Genomic DNA, 19,403 nt, shown 5'->3' on the forward strand with positions numbered 1-19,403 from the left:
AGTTTGCTGTCTCAGGCGCCGTCCAGCGGCTCGACGCCCTGCGGCTTGCCGGCGCGGTCGAGCCGGATCTTCTCGATGCGGTTTTCGGCGGCCGAAAGCAGCGTTTCGCAATGTTTCTTCAGCGCTTCACCGCGCTCATAGATCTCGATCGATTCATCCAGCGCCACATCGCCGCGTTCCAGCCGGGCGACGATGCTTTCGAGTTCGGCGACCGCCTTTTCGAAGGAAAGGCCGGACACCTCCGGCTTGGCGCTGTCAGTCATTCTCAACCCTTCATCATTCTCAGAATATGCATGCCCGCCGATTCGGCGAGTCCCTCGAGATCATAACCGCCTTCGAGCAGGCTGACGACCCGGTTCTTCGCGTATCGGTCTGCGAGTTCCAGCACGCGCCCGGTCGCCCAGTCGAAATCCTCGCCGGTCAGATTGATCTGCGCCAGCGGATCGCGGTGATGCGCGTCGAAGCCGGCGGAGATGATGATGAGATCCGGCCGGAAATCGTCAAGGGCAGGCAGGACGCGCGATTTGAATGCCTCGCGAAAGTGATCGCTGCCGACATTCGGCGACAGCGGCGCATTGACGATGGTGTTGTGCTTGCCCTTTTCATCCTTGGCGCCGGTGCCGGGATAGAGCGGCATCTGATGCGTCGAGCAGAACAGCACGGAAGGATCGTCCCAGAAGATATCCTGCGTGCCGTTGCCGTGGTGCACGTCCCAGTCGACGATGGCGATGCGCTCGGCGCCATGCGTTTTCTGCGCATGCCGGGCGGCGATCGCCGCATTGTTGAAGAAGCAGAAGCCCATCGCCGTCATCTTCTCGGCATGGTGCCCCGGCGGGCGAGCGGCGACGAAGACATTGTCGGCCCGGCCGGTAAAGACGTCGTCGACCGCCGCCATCGCCCCGCCAATGCCGGTCAGCGCCGCCTGCAGGCTCTTGCTGCTGGCATAGGTATCGGCTTCGATCTGGTTGATCTCACCCTCTTCCTCGGGGATCTCCCGCATGACGGCGATCAGATGTTCTTCGGGATGGGCAAGCAACACCGCATCCTCATTCGCCTGCGGCGCCTGGCGGCGCTCCAGCCGCTCGAAATTCGGATGTTCCAGCGCGACGTTGATGGCGCGGATCCTGTCCGATCGCTCCGGATGGCCGGCGGGCGTGACATGTTCCAGGAAGATCGGGTGTTCATAAAGACGGGTGCTCATGAAGACACTCTATCGGTCGCTTATGTCATGTGCCACAGCAGATGGGGCATCGCCTGACGATTTCAACAAGCGCTCTTGCCGCGCCCTCCGACCGTTGACCTATCACAACTGTCTCATTTGCGCCGTTTCCGTCGAGCCGGTCCCTTGCAATGGCACCGCATCCTTTCAGGCGCGTGGAGGACACTGTAACACTTTGAACTATTGCGTAATTTTATCCTTAAGCAGGTTCCGGTATAAGCAATTATGAAGTAGTGTTGCGATGGGAACTCTGTAAGGCAGATCTGTTGATGAGTCAGTCGAAACGTCCTGATGTGGCGGAAATACGCGTGCCGTTTCGCGATGTCGATATGACCGGCCGGATGTTTCTGGCATCCTATATTTCCTATGCCGAGTCCGTGCTTGCGAGCTTCTGGTCCTCACGGCCCGATGTCGATGACGAACCCGTCTATAGTCCCAGCAAGGTTTCCTGCTTTCTCCACCGTCCGCTCCACTACGACGAGCCGGCAACCTTCACCGCCACCATCGACAAGATCGGCATGCATTCCATCGGCTTCCTCGTTTCGATCGACACCGGGGAGGAGCGTGCCGCCGAGGTCGAGATCATCTGGCAGGCCCGCACCCGCGAGGACCAGTCGCCGGCCTCGCTGCCGGAGGAAACGCGCGACTGGCTTTATCGGTTTTTGGATTAGGGCCAAAGCAGAGCTGCTCGATCAACCAGAATTGCCATTACGTGCTCTTGCCCCGGAGCAGTGGCTCGCTGAGTATATTGATCTCGACGCTTGGATAAACACGCTCTTCCAGCAATTTAAGGGATCCGACCTTCAATCCCGTGGGCAATAGGCCTGCGTCGAAGTTGACTGCCGGTAGCCTGTCTTCTGCAGAAAATCTGAACAGTGTTATGTGCGCTATGGCGGGGTTGGACGCCACTGTTCGAAGCAGATGGCATGTGAGATGGCCGAACGAAGCCTGCGCAATTCCGGCGGCTCCTCTGCCTTTACGAAGATAGCGGCTTCCGAAGCAGCCACCTCATGAAAATGGAGCTCAAATGGCGGGGTTTCTTCGACTAGTCTATCCGCGACCTCCTTCCATCTTCCTCCATTCAGCCTCCAGACCTGGTCGTTTGGAATACTGAGTTGGGTCGCTGCGCTGACCAAAGTGACGACGGTCATGTGCAGGCTTGTAGACGGGACGCGTAAAAGCGGCGCTGTGCTGTCTCGTTCGATACTGCCCTGCAAGCCGCAGAGCTTTGACAGTGCCTCGCGATCGGGAAAAAACTGCAGGTGAAACGCACAGCACCGCTTAAACCACAGTGTGTCGACCTTTGTGCGGATCACAGCAGCAGGCCCTCCACCTAGCACGGGCACGCCGCCCCGAGAGCGTGCAATTCCCATGTCTTGCTATCACATCGCGAAATCGGTCGCCAATGATGGCAGGAGCTTGCCAGGCGTTCGCATGGTGATGAAGGTCTTGGAACGCTCTAGTTGTCCCGCCGTCCTCATCACGGGCCTCTATTCTTCAACGGCAAGGGTTACGTCAGTACGCGCTTTATAAGCGCAATCGCACCGCTAGGTGACGGTTCTCCCATCTATGCGGGTGCCAAGCCGGGGGGCGGAAAGGTACTCGCAGTGCTGCACTCAGAGCCTGGTCCAGGAGTTCGTGCCGTTCATGTCGTTCCGAATGAAGACATCGTGGTAGCGGTGATCGCGCCGAAGCGCACCGGTCTTATAGGATGGAAGGGCTGGATCAGATTTACGGTTGTGACCGAACGCTTTCCGGACGGAAACGAGGTCTCTCGGACGTTTCCAGCCTTCCTCGAGAAAGTCGACAGCAAGTAAGCCGATTCTGGAGTTGCTCCCGGTCTGATCTCCGGAGCGACTGGATGAGCCAGAATCCGCGCAAAGCTAAATAAGGGATCGTGCAGCGGTCTTAATTCTCCGTCACTGACAGCAAATCAACGCGATCCTGCTTATGTCACGCGGTCCAATCATCTGACCGCCATGCTTGCGACCAGGTCACTGAATCTCTCTCCCTGAATGCCGACATGGGTCCGCAGCAAACGGCGGGCTTCATCTCCGTCTCCGGCAAAGATCGCATCGACGATGGCGCAATGTTCTGAGAAGGATGTCGACAGGCGGTTGCGCACGCGCAGCTGGAGGCGGCGATAAGGCCGCAGGCGGCGGTGCAATTGCACACATTGCTCCTCAAGGAAATCGCTTCGGCCGGCTGCATAGATGGCCTTATGGAATTCCTCATTGTCGTAATAATAAGCATCGCTGTCACCGGCAGAGGCTGATTGCTCGCAGCGGCCGTGGGTGGCCGTAATCGCTTCCCGGGAGACCTTGTCCAGCCGTCGTGCGGCGAGCGACCCGGCCAGGCCCTCCAATTCGGCCATCACCTCGAACATCTCATAGACGCGGTGCGGCCCCGGATCGATGACGATTGCGCCTCTGCGCGGTCGAATTTCGATGAGGCCGATCGCATCGAGCTGCATCAGCGCCTCGCGCACGGGTGTGCGGGAAACGCCGAAACGCGTCGCAAGCACCATTTCGTCGAGCCGCTCACCGGGGGAGAACTCGTTGGAAAGAATTGAATTTTCAATCTCATCGCGAAGCCATCGGCCGACATTCTCGGACATTCGTTTCAATTCCCTCATACATAAAAGCACTTCTTGTATACACGATCATTGATTTCGTGTACGAAGAGTGGCATTCTACATACTACCGGTGAAACCCGACGATGGGAAGCAGCCGTCAAAAACGGTCCGCACCCAGCCGGCCCAACAGAAAATACCAGCAGAAGAGAGGAGAATGGCATGTCTGAGGCTTCCTTCTTCACCGACATGCTGCAGAGCATCACGGATCGCGGACGCCAGCTTCTGTTTTCCGGCTCGCGCGCCACGCAGGTCGCAGCCAAGGCCGATCTCCAGACACTCTGTGAAATGCTGCTATCGAGCCGGGGCGAAGCCTCGGGCATGGCGCTTGCGGCCGAGATACTCGATCGCTGGGGCGCGCTCGAGAGCGAGGGCGCGCAGGCATTCCTCGATATGCTGCATGAAAAGTTCGGGCCCGACACGGCCAAGCTCGACCAGGCGATTGAAAATTACCGCACCGACAAAAGCTCTGCCGCGATCATCGCGCTCCACCAGGCAGCTGAGCCGCGGCGACAGGAGCTTCTGCGCCGATTGAATCACGCGCCGAACGGCACCGCCAAGCTTGTCCGGATGCGTGAGCAACTGCTTGCTTCCAAAGACCAATCCGCAGGATATCACGCGCTTGATGCCGACTTCACGCATCTGTTCGGCTCCTGGTTCAATCGCGGCTTTCTGACATTGCGACCCATCGACTGGTCGACGCCGGCCTACATCCTTGAAAAGATCATCAAATACGAGGCCGTGCACGAGATCGCAGGCTGGGAGGAATTGCGCAGTCGCTTGGCGCCGGCCGACCGCCGATGCTTTGCCTTCTTCCACCCCCGATTGGCCGACGAGCCGCTGGTGTTCGTCGAGGTGGCGCTGACACGATCCGTGCCCAGCGCGATCGGAGATGTGCTCGTCGAGGGGAGGGAACAGATCAATGCCGACGAGGCGACGACGGCTGTCTTCTATTCGATCTCCAACTGCCAGGATGGCTTGCGGGGAATCTCGTTCGGCAACTTCCTGATCAAGCAGGTCGTGGAAGACCTGCGTAGAGACCTGCCCGGCCTCAAGAATTTCGTCACGCTGTCGCCCGTTCCAGGCTTTGCCCGTTGGCTTGCCAAGGCGCGTGCCCCAGCCGCCGACCGGTTGCTGCCGGAAGCGGCCCGCGAAACGCTGATGCTGCTGGACGATCCGAGCTGGCCTGACAACGAGAAGACGGCGGCTGAACTGGAGCGCGTGTTGCTGCCGCTTGCGGCGCGCTATTTCCTGACCGAACGGACGCCGGAGGGCCGGCCCATCGATCCTGTCGCCCGCTTCCATCTCGGCAACGGCGCTCGACTGGAAAGATTGAATTTTCTTGGCGACCGCTCGACCAAGGCGATGCAGCAGGCACACGGCCTGATGGTCAACTACCTCTACAAGCTCGACGATATCGTGGCCAACCATGAGGCCCTGGCGCAGCGCGGCGAAGTGATTGCCTCGCCTGCAGTCAAAAGCTTGCTCAACCAGAACGACGAAGGCCGCAGCGGCGGCAATGCCCAGCAAGGCTCCCGGCCATTCGCAAACATCATGAACTCAACGCTTGGAGGAGGGCGAAAGTGAGCAACCATCTTTTCGACGCCATGCGGGCTGCCGCACCCGGTGACGCACCGTTCATCCGGATCGATAGTACGCGCACATGGACCTATGATGACGCCTTCGCTCTTTCTGGCCGCATTGCCGGCGCGATGGACACGCTCGGCATTCGCCCCGGCGACCGGGTGGCGGTGCAGGTCGAGAAAAGTGCCGAGGCACTGATCCTCTATCTCGCCTGTCTTCGAACCGGCGCGGTCTACCTGCCGCTCAACACCGCCTATACGCTGGCTGAACTCGATTATTTTATCGGCGATGCGGAGCCGCGTTTGGTGGTGGTTGCGTCGGCTGCGAGAGGGGGCGTGGAGACAATCGCCAAGCCCCACGGCGCAATCGTCGAAACGCTCGACGCTGACGGCAGCGGCTCGTTGCTGGATCTCGCACGCGATGAGCCGGCCGACTTTGTCGATGCCTCGCGTTCCGCCGATGATCTGGCTGCGATCCTCTACACGTCGGGAACGACGGGACGCTCCAAGGGGGCGATGCTCACGCATGGGAACCTGCTCTCGAACGCCCTGACCTTGCGAGACTATTGGCGCGTCACCGCCGACGATCGGCTGATCCATGCCTTGCCGATCTTCCACACACATGGGCTGTTTGTCGCCACGAATGTGACACTGCTTGCCGGCGCCTCGATGTTCCTGCTGACGAAATTCGACGCCGACGAGGTCGTTTCGCTGATGCCGCAGGCAACGATGCTGATGGGCGTGCCGACCTTCTACGTGCGCCTGCTGCAAAGCCCGCGCCTCGACGAGCAAGCGGTCGCCAATATCCGCCTCTTCATTTCCGGATCGGCTCCCCTGCTTGCCGAAACCCACACCGAGTTCCAGGCCCGTACCGGTCACGCCATTCTCGAGCGCTACGGCATGACAGAAACCAATATGAACACGTCGAACCCCTATGAGGGGAAACGGATTGCCGGAACGGTCGGTTTCCCGCTGCCTGATGTGACGGTGCGCGTCACCGATCCCGCCACCGGGCTGGTGCTGTCGCCTGAAGAAACCGGCATGATCGAGATCAAGGGACCGAACGTCTTCAAGGGTTATTGGCGCATGCCGGAAAAGACCGCGGCCGAGTTCACCGCCGACGGTTTCTTCATCAGCGGCGATCTCGGCAAGATCGACCGGGAAGGCTATGTCCACATCGTCGGTCGCGGCAAGGATCTGGTGATTTCGGGTGGATACAACATCTATCCGAAAGAGGTGGAAGGCGAGATCGACCAGATCGAGGGTGTGGTTGAGAGCGCTGTGATCGGTGTGCCGCATCCCGATTTCGGAGAAGGCGTAACGGCCGTCGTCGTGTGCAAGCCCGGCGCCGTCCTCGATGAAAAGACCATCGTCAGCGCCCTCCAGGACCGTCTCGCCCGCTACAAACAACCCAAGCGCATCATCTTCGCGGACGATCTGCCGCGCAACACCATGGGGAAGGTTCAGAAGAATATCCTGCGGCAGCAATACGCCGATCTTTACACCAGGAGGTAAGGCGACCGCGCCCTCTGGGAGGAGGTGCGTCGACATCCCGCATCAATCTTGAACACAACAACTACGGCGCTGGAGGCGTCGGAGGGAGGGGAATCATGGGTATTGAACTATTGGCCATAGGCCTGCTGGTCGCGATGTTCATCATTGCGACGATCCAGCCGATCAACATGGGCGCGCTCGCATTTGCCGGCGCCTTCGTGCTCGGCTCGATGATCATCGGGATGAAAACCAGCGATATTTTCGCCGGCTTTCCGAGTGATCTGTTCCTGACGCTCGTCGCCGTCACCTACCTCTTCGCCATAGCGCAGATCAACGGCACGATCGACTGGCTCGTCGAATGTGCCGTCCGCCTGGTGCGCGGGCGGATCGGCTTGATTCCCTGGGTGATGTTCCTGGTCGCCGCCATCATTACCGGTTTCGGTGCGCTTGGACCTGCCGCGGTCGCCATTCTCGCACCCGTCGCGTTGAGCTTTGCCGTGCAATACCGCATTCACCCGGTCATGATGGGCCTGATGGTGATCCACGGCGCGCAGGCGGGCGGCTTTTCGCCGATCAGCATCTATGGCGGTATCACCAACCAGATCGTTGCGAAGGCCGGCCTGCCTTTCGCGCCGACCTCGTTGTTTCTCTCCAGCTTCTTCTTCAACCTGGCGATCGCAGTGCTGGTCTTCTTCGTTTTCGGCGGCGCAAGGGTGATGAAGCAAGATCCCGCATCATTTGGCCCGTTGCCCGAACTGCATCCCGAGGGCGTATCGGAGTCGATCAGAGGTCACGGTGGCACGCCGGCAAAACCGATCAGGGAGCATGCCTATGGTACGGCGGCTGATACCGCGACGTCGTTGCGCCTGAACAATGAGAGAATTACCACCTTGATCGGCCTGACGGCGCTCGGCATCGGCGCCCTGGTCTTCAAGTTCAACGTCGGCCTCGTCGCCATGACCGTGGCTGTCGCACTGGCGCTCTTGTCACCGAAGACTCAGAAGGCAGCAATCGACAAGGTCAGCTGGTCGACCGTGCTGCTGATATCAGGCATCATCACCTATGTCGGCGTCATGGAGAAGGCCGGGACTGTCGACTACGTGGCGAACGGTATATCCAGTCTCGGCATGCCGCTGCTGGTGGCGCTCCTGCTTTGCTTTACCGGTGCCATCGTCTCGGCCTTTGCATCCTCGACCGCGCTGCTCGGCGCGATCATCCCGCTTGCCGTTCCATTCCTCCTGCAAGGACACGTCAGCGCCATCGGCGTGGTCGCGGCGATCGCGATCTCGACGACGATCGTCGATACCAGCCCATTCTCCACCAATGGCGCGCTTGTCGTCGCCAACGCGCCGGATGACAGGCGTGAGCAGGTGCTTCGACAGCTGCTGATCTATAGCGCCCTGATCGCGATCATCGGCCCGATCGTCGCCTGGTTTGTGTTCGTCGTGTCCGGGTTGGTGTGACGGCGGGCTGCGAGGAAGCATCGCTTTCCGCTGCAGGGTTCCGGATCGCTGCGGCCAACGCATCCGGATCGAAGAGTACGCTTGTCCGAAACGGCTCTTGATGCTAGGAAAATTGCATGGACAACACCCTGATCAGCACCTTTGTGATGATGATGCCGCGCTCATAAGCGTGGCGGGTTTCGTGCGTCCAGAATGCACCAGCGACCGCCCTCGAGGCGGTCTTTTCATGGGTCGATCCGTCTCGCGGGGCAAACAGCCTTCGAAAGGAAACGCCGATGAACACGATCTACATCACCACCTCGATCCCCTATGTGAATGCCGCACCGCATGTCGGCTTTGCCCTCGAACTGGTCCAGGCCGATGCCTATGCCCGCCATTTCCGGCTTCTCGGTCAGGACGTCCGCTTCCAGTGCGGAACCGATGACAACAGCCTGAAGAATGTCAGGTCGGCGGAAGCCGCGGGATTGCCCGTGAAGGACTTCGTGGACGCAAACGCCGACAGGTTCGAGCGCCTTGGCGGCCTGCTCGATATCTCCAACGAGGAATTCGTCCGCACGTCGCGCGATCCGAGGCACATCGCCTGCGTCCACGCCTTGTGGAGGGCATGCGCCGGACATGGCGACCTCTATCGCAAGGCCTATGAGGGCCTCTATTGCGTCGGTTGCGAGCAATTCTACGAGCCGTCGGAACTCGATGACGGGCGTTGCCCTGAACACGGCATTGCCCTTGAGACCATCCGCGAGGAGAACTGGTTCTTCCGTCTCTCCCGATACGGCGACCGGCTCATCGAGCTGGTCGAGAGCGGCGAGCTTCGGATCGTCCCGGCCCATCGGCGCAACGAGGTCCTTGCCCTGTTGCGGCGCGGCCTGACCGACATCAGCGTGTCGCGCAGTGCGGAGCGGGCGCGAGGCTGGGGTGTTCCCGTGCCCGATGAAGATGAGGTCGTCTACGTCTGGTTCGATGCCCTGGCGAACTATCTCACCGGTCTCAGCCACGGGTCCGATGAAACCCTCTTGCCGCGCTATTGGAACGGGGGCCAACGCATCCACGTCGTCGGCAAGGGCATCTCCAAGTTCCACGCCATCTACTGGCCGGCCATCCTGTTATCCGCAGGCCTGCCGCCGCCATCGTCGATCCTCGTGCACGGCTACGTTACGGTGGATGGCAAGAAGATCGGCAAGTCGGCCGGCAATGGCATCGATCCGGAACGCATCATCCAATCCTACGCAACGCCGGACGCCCTGCGATATTACCTGCTCCGGCATATACGCTCGGCAGACGATGGCGACTTCTCGGCCGAGCGTCTGGAAGCCGCATGGTCGGGAGAACTTGCAGGACAGCTCGGAAATCTCGCCAACCGGGTGCTTGCGCTTCTGTCCACGTCGTTCGACGGGATCGTTCCGCCCGTGCCGGACAGCGCGTTCGTGGAGGAGGCTGCCCGCCTTCCGGCGAAGGTGGCTGAAGCGTTCGATGCCTACGAGCTCCATGTCGGCCTCGCCGATATTTTCGCATTCATCGGCGAGGCGAACAGGCGGTTTACAAAACGCGCACCATGGGCGGATGCAAAAGCGCTGCTTGCCGATCTCACGCCGGAGGATCGGAAGGCGACCGCCGCCCGTCTCGGCTCCTCGTTGGCCGAGCAGGTCTACGGCCTTGCGATCATCGCCCGCTGCCTCCTGCCGTTCCTGCCAAGCTCGGCCACAAAGCTACATTCCAGGCTGGGAATACCGTCTCCTCGCCTCTATCGGGACCCCTTGATCGTGACGGACGTCAAAGCCGCCCCACAAGCCGTGCTCTTTCCGCAAAGAGCGTCAGCTTAAAGGGGACCAGCCCGAGATCCTCTGCGCTGCAACTGAGGCAGCGCAGAGTTTTGACGTGATCCGGCATGTCATGAAAGTTTCATATTCGGGCTATTTCCGGGAGCGGGAAAATAATCTATTATTTTAGTCAGGAAACGAGATTTCCCGAAACAACGAAAGGATACTGATTGGAGACATTTTTTGTGGTTACCGTGCTCGTTGGAGGCTTCGCACTGATCTTTGCGCTGATCGCAAGGGCAGAAAGAGGCGCCACCACCAAGACCACCGCAAACACCAAGCGCAGGTGGGGCAATTCGGGAGGCGATGGAGGTGGAGGCTGGTTTGATGCCTCAGGCGACGGCGGCTGTGATGGCGGTGGCGGAGATGGTGGAGGAGGAGACTAAATCAAACTGAAATCGATAGAATGCCCGACCGCCTCAAGGCGGTTTTTTGTTGCCCGGATTTCGGGCGGGGCGAGATGCCGACCGGCTTCTGCGCCAGGCGCGCACCGACAGCAAGGAATAGCCGCTTACGCTGGCCGGCTGTGCGGCCCTATCAATCCAACGGCATTACAAAGGTGAAGCGCGTCTCCTTGTCATCGGAACTGACCGTGATCGTCCCGCCGTGGGCGCGGGCGATTTCCGAAGCGATGTGCAGACCCAGCCCCAATCCTCTTTGACTTGTGCCGGCTTCGCCTGTGAAGAAAGGCTGAAAAAGCCGTGTCATCGCGTCGCTGGAAATCGGAGCGCCGCCATTGGCGATCCAAAGCTCCAACCTTCCGTCGACAGTTGCCGCCGAGAGCCGCACCGGTTCGTCCGGTGTGCCATGGGTCAGGGCATTTCCCAGAAGATTGGACACCAGCTGGCCGATCCGGCCGCTGTCGCAGTTTATCGGCCCATCGAATTCGATCGTCACCTCAATCCCGCGGTCGAGGTGACTGAAGCGAAGTTCTTCGATGACCTGCCGCAAGAGCGGCTCGAGATGCTCCGCCCGCCTCTCGAGCGTGATGCCGCCACCCAATCGTCCGCGCGCGAAGTCGAGGACGTTATCGATCAGGGCTGACATGCGAACGACGCTGCCCTGCATCAAATCGAGCACTTTAATCGCCCGATCGGTCTGCTTCTCTTTTCGCAGCATGCGCGCCGCGGCTGCAATCGAGGCAAGCGGGTTGCGCAGGTCGTGGCCGAGAACAGCAATGAATTCTTCCCGCAACTCGGCGGTTTGCTGTTCAAAGGCGAGTTTGGATTTGATCGTGGCGCCGGCAGCATCGGCGGCTGTGCGCGCATCGACCAGCTCCCGTTCATAGCGGCGACGCTCGGCAGCCTGGAACATCGTCACGCGGGTGAAAAGCAGGGCGCCGTCTTCGGCACGTCTTTCCACGGCATTGGCGAGCACAGGCAGCTTTCTGCCGTCCACGGTCACAAGATCGAGGGCCACCTCGTTGAAAAACCCTTGCATGCGCAGCAAAGGCGCAAAATGGGTCTCGTAGAATATACGGCCCGACGTGTTGAGCAGGTCGTGAAGTCGTTTGCCGAGGAGTTGCTCGGCAGGGATGCCGATCCAGGTCGACAGCGTTCGGTTGACCTTGACGATGCGCCCGTCCGGCTGCAGCGAAAGATAGCCGCATGGCGCGTTTTCGTACAAGTCCTCGAGGTCCTCAGCCGGCATGAAGATTTGCGTATCGGCACCGGTCATCGGACGAACCGCCGGATTGCAGATATGACCTCGTCGGGAGCGCTGAGGTTGGCACAGTGGCCACTCGCATTCAGCACGACCAATTGGCTGTTTGGGACCTGCCGATGGACGAATTCGCCGACCTCTTCAGAGGCGATGATATCATCGCGGCATTGAAGGATCAGCGTTCTGGCGGTGACTTCAGGAAGGTCGCTGCGATTGTCCGACGTGAATGTCACCCGTGCAAATGCCTTGGCGATCTCAGGATCGGTGCGGCAGAAGCTATTAGTCAGCTCTTCGCCGAGTTCCGGTCGATCCGGATTGCCCATGATGGCGGGCGCCATGGCGGCAGACCACCCCATATGGTTGTCGTCCAACGATTCGAGAAGTTCGTCTATCTCAGCCGCGCTGAAGCCGCCGAAATAGTCATCGTCGTTGATATAGCGCGGCGACGGCCCGACAAGGATCAGGCTTTCAAACAGTTCCGGCGCCTCCAATGACGCAATGACGCCGATCATCGCGCTGACGGAGTGCCCGACGAAGACCGTTTGCGTCAGGCCGAGCGCGCGGCAAATTTCCACGAGGTCATCTGCATAGCCCGACAATGAAGAATATTTCCGGGCATCATAGGCCGTGAGATCGGATCGTCCTGCGCCGACATGATCGAACAGCACCGTCTTGAAGTCGGCCTCAAAAGCCGGCGCCACGAAGCGCCACATATTCTGGTCGCACCCGAATCCATGCGAAAAGATCATCGCACGCTGGCCATCGCCCCGGACTTGAACATGATTTCGATCGATGACGGTCATCTCGCCCTCTTCCCTGCTTTCATAACATGTTCCGCCAGTTTTGGATCGAGGAAAGATCAGCCCGGCAACGGTTCGATGGCTCTGTGCCGCGATTTTCCCGAGGCAGCCGCCCGGCCATTTGCGGCATGCCTAGTCCATCACTTTCCGGAGTTCGAAGAAGAATCGCCGAGGGTCGCCGCGCAGGCACATCATTCCGGCAATCCCGTCATCGTCAATCCTCCGAAAGTAGTCCACGATCGGCTGTTTGTCGTAGATCATCGCAGCCGTTTCGATGCCGTCGAGCGCCTGAAGCCGCAACGAAGCGGTCGTGCCTCTCGCTCGAAGCACCTTCTGCAGGTACGAGAACCCGTGGCGGGCGACGAGCGTCCGGCCAAGGGGCGCCATCTTGATCGCCAGCTCAACAGGGAGGAAATTTGGCTCGATCGCCACGAGCCGGCCCGGTCTCCAGTTGAAGAGCAGGGCGTCCGCCCGCATGTCGGAATGGAAGCGCTTGCCAAACCAGTTGAGATTCTCGAGCACGCCGTCCAGTGGATGGCCCGACTGAATACCGACGCCGCTCCAAAGGCCGACCATGTCCTTCGGCTGGACGGGCTCCAGCGAGCGGAACCAGGCAGCCATCTCCTCCTGGTCGCCTCGCATGGTTTCTCCTTCAACGACGTTCATTGTGGAAAAATGAAAAGAAGGTTTGGAAAGTTCCCGTTCATGCGGACCGGTCGGAAGCGCAACGGCCCCCGAAGGGGCCGTTGGGGTATTCGCCAGACAAGACCGGCCTATGCGTCAGGCGCGCGACGGCAGCAGGGGATAGCCGACCATGACGGCGCGGCCAAGCAGGGCTGCGACGAAAGCCTTGATCACATCGCCGGGAATGAAGGCCATCGAGCCGACGAAGGCTTTCGTGAAGCCGAGGCCGGCGACGGTGGCGAGATAGGTGATGCCGAAGGCGTAGAGCACGACGATGCCGCCGGCCATGGCGGTGAGGAAGAAGCTCACCGTCTGCACCAGGCCGGATTGCTGATGGTTGACCAGCCGTTCGCTGAGATAGCCGGTGACGAAGGCGGCAAAGATCCAGCCGATCAGGAAGCCGGCCGTCGGCGACGCGAAGATGGCAAGCCCGCCGCGGCCGCCGGAAAGCACCGGCAGGCCGATCGCCACCAGCACCAGCACGATCAGCACGGCAATCGCGCCACGCCGGGCGCCGAGCACGACGCCGGCCATCATCACGCCGAGGGATTGGGCGGTGATCGGCACCGGAATGAAGCCGAGCGAGATCGGCGGCAGCAGGCCAAGCGCCACGATGATCGCGGCAAAGAGGGCGGTAAGAACGAGGTCGCGAGTGCTCATCATGAATTCCGTATTTATCAATCGTTAACTCACATGCCGCCGAATGCCGCGCGCGTCAATCGCCGCGGCGATATTATCCGCATCCTTGAGCGTCAGGATGATCAGCGGCGCAAGCAGCGTCGTCGGCCGCACCTTCAGCCCGCGTGCCTGATGCGCCTCGCGGATCGCCTGATAACGCCCGACGATCTCCGGCACGAAACGCAGCACCAGCCCCAGCGCCAGGCCGATATCGTCGGCCTGCACCCAGCCGGTGCGTTCGAGCGGGCGGGCAAGCGCCGTGACCTCGTCGATGAACTCGGTGATCGAGGTCGTCGCCGTCACGGTGGCGGCAAGCAGCATCAGCGCCGTCAGCCGCAGCAGGGGCACGAGCGCTTCCTGCCAGGGATTGAAGATGAGGTTGAAGAGTGCGACGACCGCGATCGTCAGGAAGACCGGCCGCAGCCGCCGGAGCCCATCCGCAAACGGCAGGCCGATCATCCGGTAGAGAACCGCCGTCAGCAGCACGGCGATCGACAGCAAGACGAGGTTCCCGCTGATGAACAGCACGACGCCGAAGACCGTTAGCGACAACAGCTTTACCCGCGGCGAAAGCCGGTGCATCACGCTGTTGCCTTCGACATAGAGCGATTGCATCAGGCGGCGATCTCCTTGTAGCGGGCGATCGCTTCGGCAGCCGGTGCATCGGCGGCAAGCCGCCCTTCATGAAACAGCAGCACTCGCTCGAAATCGGCGATCAGCTCCAGATCATGCGTGATGATGATGGCGCTTTCCGGGAGCCCGGCGATAATCCCTTCGACCAGCGCCCGGTTCTTGAGGTCGAGCTGGTTGGTCGGTTCGTCGAGGATCAGAATGCCGGGCCCCGTCGCCAGCACCGAGCAGAGCGCCGCCACCTGCAGCTCGCCGCCGGAAAGCTCGTGCGCGCGCCGATCGGCCAGCGCCTCGGCGCCGAAGCGGGCCAGCACGCCCTCGACCTTCGCCTCGATCTCCGCCTTGCTGAAGCCACGCCGCTTCAGCCCGAAGGCGATATCGTCTTTGACGATCGGCAGGATGATCTGGTTCTGCGGCGACTGGAAGATGAAGCCGACATCGGCCACCGCAGTCTTCTCGTCGCCCGTGTCGCGGCCGTTGACGGTGACGCGGCCGACCGATGGTTTGTTCAATCCGTTGATCAGCCGCGCAAACGTCGTCTTGCCCGAACCGTTCAGCCCGATGACGCCGATGCGTTTCCCACTGATGTCAAGCGTCAGCGGCTGCAGCGCCACTCGTGCCCCGAAACTGACCCCGGCGCCTTCGAAACGAATATCCAAACCAATCCCTCGCATTTTTCACCGGAGGAGATTGCCGATACCGGCCCCTCATCCGCCTGCCGGCACCAGCCGGGGTCGAGCCACTCGTCTCGACCCGTCCTTCGGACCGCCGTAAACGGGGCGAAGGGGTTAGACCGCGACCTCTCCATTCCCCACCAACCTCTCGCAGGGCACGTCCCCTCTCCCCGCGAGCGGGGAGAGGGTTAGGGTGAGGGGCAGCCATTGGCGCCAACCTGACAGCAGTGCTTCTACACGGGGAATCGAGGATGATGAAAGCGCAAATCTTGCTGTCGATATTGGGTCGATATCGGGTGGCTAGGAAGATTTTCCGGATTATGATGCAGCTATGACGAATCTGCTTTCCAATTCCGACGCCCGCCGTGTCTTCCTTGCCAAGCAGGGCCTCAGCGCTCCGCCGAACCGCGCCTTGACCAAGGCCGGCTTGTTGCAGCTCATCCATGAACTGGGTTTCGTCCAGGTGGACAGCATCCAGACGGTGGAGCGGGCGCATCATCAGATCCTGTTTTCCCGCAACCAGACCTACAGGCGCGAGCATCTGACGGCGCTGCTCGAAAAGGACGGCGCGCTGTTCGAGCACTGGACGCATGATGCTTCCATCCTGCCGAGCGCCTTCTTCGTCTATTGGAAGCACAAGTTCCTTCATCAGGAAAAGGTGCTCATCGAACGCTGGCGCAAATGGCGCGGCGAGGGGTTCGAGGCGGCGTTTGCGGAGACCTATGAGCGCGTTGAGCGCGACGGTGCAATCCTCTCACGCGATATCAAGGCCGATGGACACGTTTCCGGCGGCTGGTGGAACTGGCATCCGAACAAGACGGCGCTCGAATACTTCTGGCACACCGGCAAATTCGCCATCGCCGGCCGCTCGAATTTCCAGAAGATCTATGACCTGGCGGAGCGCGTCATCCCGACCGAGTTCCGCGAGCCGGAGGTGAGCCGCGAGGAATTCGTCGACTGGGCATGCCGCAGCGCGCTTACCCGGCTCGGCTTCGCCACCCATGGCGAGATATCGGCCTTCTGGAACCTGGTCTCGCCCGATGAGGCCAAGGCCTGGGTATCAGCCCATCGCGACGAACTGATCGAAGTGCTGATCGAACCGGCGCTCGGCGGCAAGGCGCGCCCATCCTGGGCTTTTGCCGATTTCCTCTCGACGCTCGACACTTACCCCGGCGCTCCGCCGCGCATTCGCGTGCTCAGCCCCTTCGACCCGATGATCCGCGACCGCAACCGCACCGAACGCCCGTTCGGCTTCTTCTACCGCATCGAGATTTTCGTGCCCGAGCCCAAGCGCGAATATGGCTATTACGTCTTCCCGCTGCTCGAAGGCGACAGGCTGATTGGCCGCATCGACATGAAGGCGGATCGGAAGAAATCGACGCTCGACGTCAAGCGGCTCTGGCTGGAGCCCGGTGTGAAGCCGTCGGCCGGGCGGCTGGAGAGACTGGAAGCGGAGTTGGAGCGGCTGGCGCGGTTTGCCGGCGTGGAGAAGGTCGTGTTTCTGGAAGGGTGGAGGGGATAGTCGAACTACCCTCACTCCCTCATCCCTGTGCTTGTCACAGGGATCCAGCGCACCCAAGTCCTTGGGTGCGGGAAACTCTCTTCGTAGAAGCAAATGAGTCATTCACGGCGCGGACGCGCCGTGGCTGGATTCCTGTGACAAGCACAGGAATGAGGGATGGCGAGGGTCCAAGCCCACGCCCGTTCAGCAGATCTCCGTCGTGCTGATCTTGATGCCGAACCCTTCGAGGCCGACATAGTGGCGCTCGCGGCTGGTGAGCAGCTTGATCGAGCTGACGCCGAGATCCTTGAGGATCTGTGCGCCGAGGCCGATTTCCAGCCATTCGCTGTCGCGCGTCTGGGCTTCGGCATGGGCTTCGCGGCCCTGGTTGCGGGCCTTGCGGCCATTATCGTGGTGGCCGACGCCGACCGAGCCTTCGCGCAGATAGACGATGACGCCGCGGCCTTGCTCGGCAATCTTCTGCATGTAGAAATCGACCGGGCTGTTCTTGCCGAAGAGATCCTCGGCGACATTTTCCGGATGCAGGCGGACCGGGATGTCGACGCCGTCGCGGATATCGCCGAAGACGACGGCGAGATGCTGCATCGGGTCCCAGGGCAGGGAATAGGTATGCGCCTTGGCCTTGCCGAACGGTGTCTCGATGTCGAAGCTGGTGCCGAGTTCGATCAGTGTTTCCTTGCGCTGGCGATAGGCGATCAGGTCGGCGACGGAGACGAGCTTCAGCCCGTGCTGTGCGGCGAAATCGACCACCTGTGGGCCGCGCGTGACGGTGCCGTCGTCGTTGACCAGCTCGGAGATGACGCCGATCAGCGGCAGGCCGGCGAGCTTGCAGAGGTCGACGGCCGCTTCCGTATGGCCGGAGCGCATCAGTACCCCGCCTTCGCGGGAAACCAGCGGGAAGATGTGGCCGGGACGGACGAAATCGGAAGCGCCGACATTCGGATTGGCGAGGTTGCGCACCGTCAGCGTCCGGTCGTCTGCCGAGATGCCGGTCGACGTGCCGTGCTTGAAATCGACCGAGACGGTGAAGGCAGTCGTATGGGCCGAATCGTTTTCCGCCACCATGGCGTTGAGGTTGAGGCGCTTGGCCTCTTCCTTCGGCATCGGCGCGCAGACGATGCCGGAGGTGTGGCGGACGATGAAGGCCATCTTCTCCGGTGTGCAATGCACGGCGGCGACGATCAGGTCGCCTTCGTTCTCGCGGTCATTGTCGTCCATGACGACGACCATCTCGCCGGCCTCGAAGGCCCGGATGGCGTCGACGACGCGCTTCTGGTCATAAGACATGGGCGAGCGCTCCTATTTCAGACGGCCGGTCTGGCCGCGGTCGCGAAGATAATGGTCGGCGACGGCGCAGGCGACCATCGCCTCGCCGATCGGCACGGCGCGGATGCCAACGCAGGGATCGTGCCGGCCCTTGGTGCGGATATCGACATTCTTGCCCTCCGCATCGATCGACTGGCGTTCGGTCAGGATCGAGGAGGTCGGCTTGACGGCGAAACGCGCCACCACCGGCTGCCCGGTGGAGATGCCGCCGAGAATACCGCCGGCATTGTTGGAAAGGAAGATCGGCGTGCCGTCATTGCCCATGCGCATCTCGTCGGCATTGTCTTCGCCTGACGTTTCGGCGGCGGCAAAACCATTGCCGATCTCGACGCCCTTGACGGCGTTGATCGACATCAGCAGCGAGGCGATGTCCTGATCGAGCTTGGCATAGATCGGCGCGCCGAGGCCGGCCGGCACACCTTCGGCAATCACCTCGATGACCGCGCCGATCGAGGAGCCCTTCTTGCGGACGCCGTCGAGATATTCCTCCCAGACCGGCACGATCGCCGCATCGGGCGAGAAGAACGGGTTCTGATCGACCTGGTCCCAGTCCCAGTTGCGGCGGTTGATCTTGTACTTGCCGATCTGCACCAGCGCGCCGCGCACGGTAACGCCTGGTACGACAAGGCGGGCGATGCCGCCGGCGGCAACCCGCGCAGCGGTCTCGCGCGCCGAGGAGCGGCCGCCGCCGCGATAGTCGCGAATGCCGTATTTGAGGTCGTAGGTATAATCGGCATGGCCGGGGCGGTATTGTTTCGCGATCTCGCCGTAATCCTTGGAGCGCTGGTCGGTATTTTCGATCAGCATCGAGATCGGCGTGCCGGTGGTCGTCATCGTCTCGCCGTCGGCGTCGAGCATGACGCCTGATAGTATCTTCACCAGATCGTCCTCGCGCCGCTGCGTCACGAAGCGGGATTGGCCGGGCTTGCGCTTGTCGAGCCAGACCTGCAGGTCCTTGAGCTTGAAGCTGAGCCCCGGAGGGCAGCCGTCGACGACGCAGCCGAGCGCCGGACCATGGCTTTCGCCCCAGGTGGTTACGCGGAAGAGGTGACCGAATGTATTGTGCGACATGTGTTCCGACCGGTGGCGCGCCAAAGCCGGTCGCGCCATTGCTTGAATAGGCGCGACACTCATAGGCCAAAAAAACGCCGAGGCAAAAGCCTTTCTTTGCGCCAAACCGGCAGCTCAGGGAATGCTGTTTCCGTTCGTTGTCGGGGAT

18 protein-coding genes and 1 pseudogene are annotated in these 19,403 nt (G+C 61.1%); 7 read left to right on the forward strand and 12 right to left on the reverse strand.

Annotated elements, in window-relative coordinates; genetic code table 11:
* Positions 1-11 precede the first annotated feature (11 nt).
* Positions 12-263, reverse strand: a complete 252-nt coding sequence (locus AC2444_RS02995; protein WP_003545921.1) for an exodeoxyribonuclease VII small subunit — start codon at positions 261-263, stop codon at positions 12-14.
* A gap of 2 nt (positions 264-265) precedes the next feature.
* Positions 266-1,201 carry a histone deacetylase family protein gene (locus AC2444_RS03000; RefSeq protein WP_012756288.1) on the reverse strand — a complete coding sequence of 312 codons (936 nt, stop codon included), beginning with the start codon at positions 1,199-1,201 and terminating at the stop codon, positions 266-268.
* Between the two features lie 287 nt (positions 1,202-1,488).
* On the opposite strand from AC2444_RS03000, the gene AC2444_RS03005 reads away from it, so the two are divergent.
* Complete coding sequence (locus AC2444_RS03005; protein ID WP_012756289.1) at positions 1,489-1,890, forward strand: acyl-CoA thioesterase; 402 nt, start codon at positions 1,489-1,491, stop codon at positions 1,888-1,890.
* Between the two features lie 37 nt (positions 1,891-1,927).
* Here the strand turns inward: AC2444_RS03005 and AC2444_RS03010 are convergent.
* Positions 1,928-2,535: pseudogene (locus AC2444_RS03010) on the reverse strand (2'-5' RNA ligase family protein).
* 650 nt (positions 2,536-3,185) lie between these two features.
* Entirely contained in the window at positions 3,186-3,836 is a 651-nt protein-coding gene (locus tag AC2444_RS03015) for a GntR family transcriptional regulator (protein WP_012756291.1), read from the reverse strand.
* A 177-nt stretch (positions 3,837-4,013) separates the two neighbouring features.
* On the opposite strand from AC2444_RS03015, the gene AC2444_RS03020 reads away from it, so the two are divergent.
* The 5 genes from AC2444_RS03020 to AC2444_RS03040 all read left to right on the forward strand — a co-directional run bounded on the left by AC2444_RS03020 (position 4,014) and on the right by AC2444_RS03040 (position 10,594).
* On the forward strand, positions 4,014-5,438 hold the full coding sequence (locus AC2444_RS03020; RefSeq protein WP_012756292.1) for a malonyl-CoA decarboxylase: 1,425 nt from the start codon (positions 4,014-4,016) through the stop codon (positions 5,436-5,438).
* Complete coding sequence (locus AC2444_RS03025) at positions 5,435-6,949, forward strand: malonate--CoA ligase (RefSeq protein ID WP_012756293.1); 1,515 nt, start codon at positions 5,435-5,437, stop codon at positions 6,947-6,949. Before AC2444_RS03020 ends, AC2444_RS03025 begins: the two co-directional genes overlap by 4 nt.
* A gap of 95 nt (positions 6,950-7,044) precedes the next feature.
* Positions 7,045-8,391 (forward strand): SLC13 family permease, encoded by a 1,347-nt coding sequence (locus AC2444_RS03030; protein ID WP_012756294.1) that lies wholly within the window; start codon positions 7,045-7,047, stop codon positions 8,389-8,391.
* A 275-nt stretch (positions 8,392-8,666) separates the two neighbouring features.
* A complete protein-coding gene (locus AC2444_RS03035) occupies positions 8,667-10,211 on the forward strand; it encodes a methionine--tRNA ligase (RefSeq protein ID WP_012756295.1) in 1,545 nt (514 codons plus the stop codon).
* Positions 10,212-10,378: 167 nt separating this feature from the next.
* Positions 10,379-10,594: a hypothetical protein gene (locus tag AC2444_RS03040; protein WP_128449648.1), complete on the forward strand. Its 216-nt coding sequence runs from the start codon at positions 10,379-10,381 to the stop codon at positions 10,592-10,594.
* A 151-nt stretch (positions 10,595-10,745) separates the two neighbouring features.
* On the opposite strand, the gene AC2444_RS03045 is transcribed toward AC2444_RS03040, so the two are convergent.
* The 6 genes from AC2444_RS03045 to AC2444_RS03070 all read right to left on the reverse strand — a co-directional run bounded on the left by AC2444_RS03045 (position 10,746) and on the right by AC2444_RS03070 (position 15,321).
* Entirely contained in the window at positions 10,746-11,885 is a 1,140-nt protein-coding gene (locus tag AC2444_RS03045) for a PAS domain-containing sensor histidine kinase (RefSeq protein ID WP_012756296.1), read from the reverse strand.
* The gene (locus AC2444_RS03050) at positions 11,882-12,673 is read right to left on the reverse strand and encodes an alpha/beta fold hydrolase (RefSeq protein ID WP_012756297.1); all 792 of its coding nucleotides are present in this window, start codon (positions 12,671-12,673) and stop codon (positions 11,882-11,884) included. Before AC2444_RS03050 ends, AC2444_RS03045 begins: the two co-directional genes overlap by 4 nt.
* A gap of 129 nt (positions 12,674-12,802) precedes the next feature.
* On the reverse strand, positions 12,803-13,336 hold the full coding sequence (locus AC2444_RS03055) for a GXWXG domain-containing protein (RefSeq protein ID WP_017993153.1): 534 nt from the start codon (positions 13,334-13,336) through the stop codon (positions 12,803-12,805).
* 114 nt (positions 13,337-13,450) lie between these two features.
* Complete coding sequence (locus AC2444_RS03060; RefSeq protein ID WP_012756299.1) at positions 13,451-14,014, reverse strand: biotin transporter BioY; 564 nt, start codon at positions 14,012-14,014, stop codon at positions 13,451-13,453.
* 24 nt (positions 14,015-14,038) lie between these two features.
* Positions 14,039-14,647, reverse strand: coding sequence for an energy-coupling factor transporter transmembrane component T family protein (locus tag AC2444_RS03065; RefSeq protein WP_012756300.1), 609 nt, complete (start codon positions 14,645-14,647; stop codon positions 14,039-14,041).
* Positions 14,647-15,321, reverse strand: a complete 675-nt coding sequence (locus AC2444_RS03070; protein ID WP_012756301.1) for an energy-coupling factor ABC transporter ATP-binding protein — start codon at positions 15,319-15,321, stop codon at positions 14,647-14,649. The genes AC2444_RS03065 and AC2444_RS03070 overlap by 1 nt, the downstream gene beginning before the upstream one ends.
* Positions 15,322-15,667: 346 nt before the next feature.
* Here AC2444_RS03070 and AC2444_RS03075 point away from each other — a divergent pair, with 346 nt between their 5' ends.
* The gene (locus AC2444_RS03075; protein WP_128449647.1) at positions 15,668-16,858 is read left to right on the forward strand and encodes a winged helix-turn-helix domain-containing protein; all 1,191 of its coding nucleotides are present in this window, start codon (positions 15,668-15,670) and stop codon (positions 16,856-16,858) included.
* Between the two features lie 183 nt (positions 16,859-17,041).
* Here AC2444_RS03075 and ribB read toward each other — a convergent pair whose 3' ends face one another.
* Together ribB and aroC are read right to left on the reverse strand one after the other, a co-directional pair.
* Positions 17,042-18,145 carry a 3,4-dihydroxy-2-butanone-4-phosphate synthase gene (gene ribB / locus AC2444_RS03080; protein ID WP_012756303.1) on the reverse strand — a complete coding sequence of 368 codons (1,104 nt, stop codon included), beginning with the start codon at positions 18,143-18,145 and terminating at the stop codon, positions 17,042-17,044.
* Positions 18,146-18,157: 12 nt separating this feature from the next.
* Entirely contained in the window at positions 18,158-19,255 is a 1,098-nt protein-coding gene (gene aroC / locus AC2444_RS03085) for a chorismate synthase (protein WP_012756304.1), read from the reverse strand.
* Positions 19,256-19,403 lie beyond the last annotated feature (148 nt).

It is taken from the genome of Rhizobium sp. WSM1328, assembly GCF_057653715.1.

Excerpts from the sequence above, each read along its gene's own strand:
- AC2444_RS03035 (WP_012756295.1), top strand. The coding sequence starts at position 8,667 with ATGAACACGATCTACATCACCACCTCGATCCCCTATGTGAATGCCGCA.
- AC2444_RS03065 (WP_012756300.1), bottom strand. The coding sequence starts at position 14,647 with ATGCAATCGCTCTATGTCGAAGGCAACAGCGTGATGCACCGGCTTTCG.
- AC2444_RS03050 (WP_012756297.1), bottom strand. The coding sequence starts at position 12,673 with ATGACCGTCATCGATCGAAATCATGTTCAAGTCCGGGGCGATGGCCAG.
- AC2444_RS03020 (WP_012756292.1), top strand. The coding sequence starts at position 4,014 with ATGTCTGAGGCTTCCTTCTTCACCGACATGCTGCAGAGCATCACGGAT.
- aroC (WP_012756304.1), bottom strand. The coding sequence starts at position 19,255 with ATGTCGCACAATACATTCGGTCACCTCTTCCGCGTAACCACCTGGGGC.
- AC2444_RS03015 (WP_012756291.1), bottom strand. The coding sequence starts at position 3,836 with ATGTCCGAGAATGTCGGCCGATGGCTTCGCGATGAGATTGAAAATTCA.
- AC2444_RS03075 (WP_128449647.1), top strand. The coding sequence starts at position 15,668 with ATGACGAATCTGCTTTCCAATTCCGACGCCCGCCGTGTCTTCCTTGCC.
- AC2444_RS03005 (WP_012756289.1), top strand. The coding sequence starts at position 1,489 with ATGAGTCAGTCGAAACGTCCTGATGTGGCGGAAATACGCGTGCCGTTT.
- AC2444_RS03055 (WP_017993153.1), bottom strand. The coding sequence starts at position 13,336 with ATGAACGTCGTTGAAGGAGAAACCATGCGAGGCGACCAGGAGGAGATG.
- AC2444_RS03000 (WP_012756288.1), bottom strand. The coding sequence starts at position 1,201 with ATGAGCACCCGTCTTTATGAACACCCGATCTTCCTGGAACATGTCACG.
- AC2444_RS03030 (WP_012756294.1), top strand. The coding sequence starts at position 7,045 with ATGGGTATTGAACTATTGGCCATAGGCCTGCTGGTCGCGATGTTCATC.
- AC2444_RS03060 (WP_012756299.1), bottom strand. The coding sequence starts at position 14,014 with ATGAGCACTCGCGACCTCGTTCTTACCGCCCTCTTTGCCGCGATCATC.
- ribB (WP_012756303.1), bottom strand. The coding sequence starts at position 18,145 with ATGTCTTATGACCAGAAGCGCGTCGTCGACGCCATCCGGGCCTTCGAG.
- AC2444_RS03045 (WP_012756296.1), bottom strand. The coding sequence starts at position 11,885 with ATGACCGGTGCCGATACGCAAATCTTCATGCCGGCTGAGGACCTCGAG.
- AC2444_RS02995 (WP_003545921.1), bottom strand. The coding sequence starts at position 263 with ATGACTGACAGCGCCAAGCCGGAGGTGTCCGGCCTTTCCTTCGAAAAG.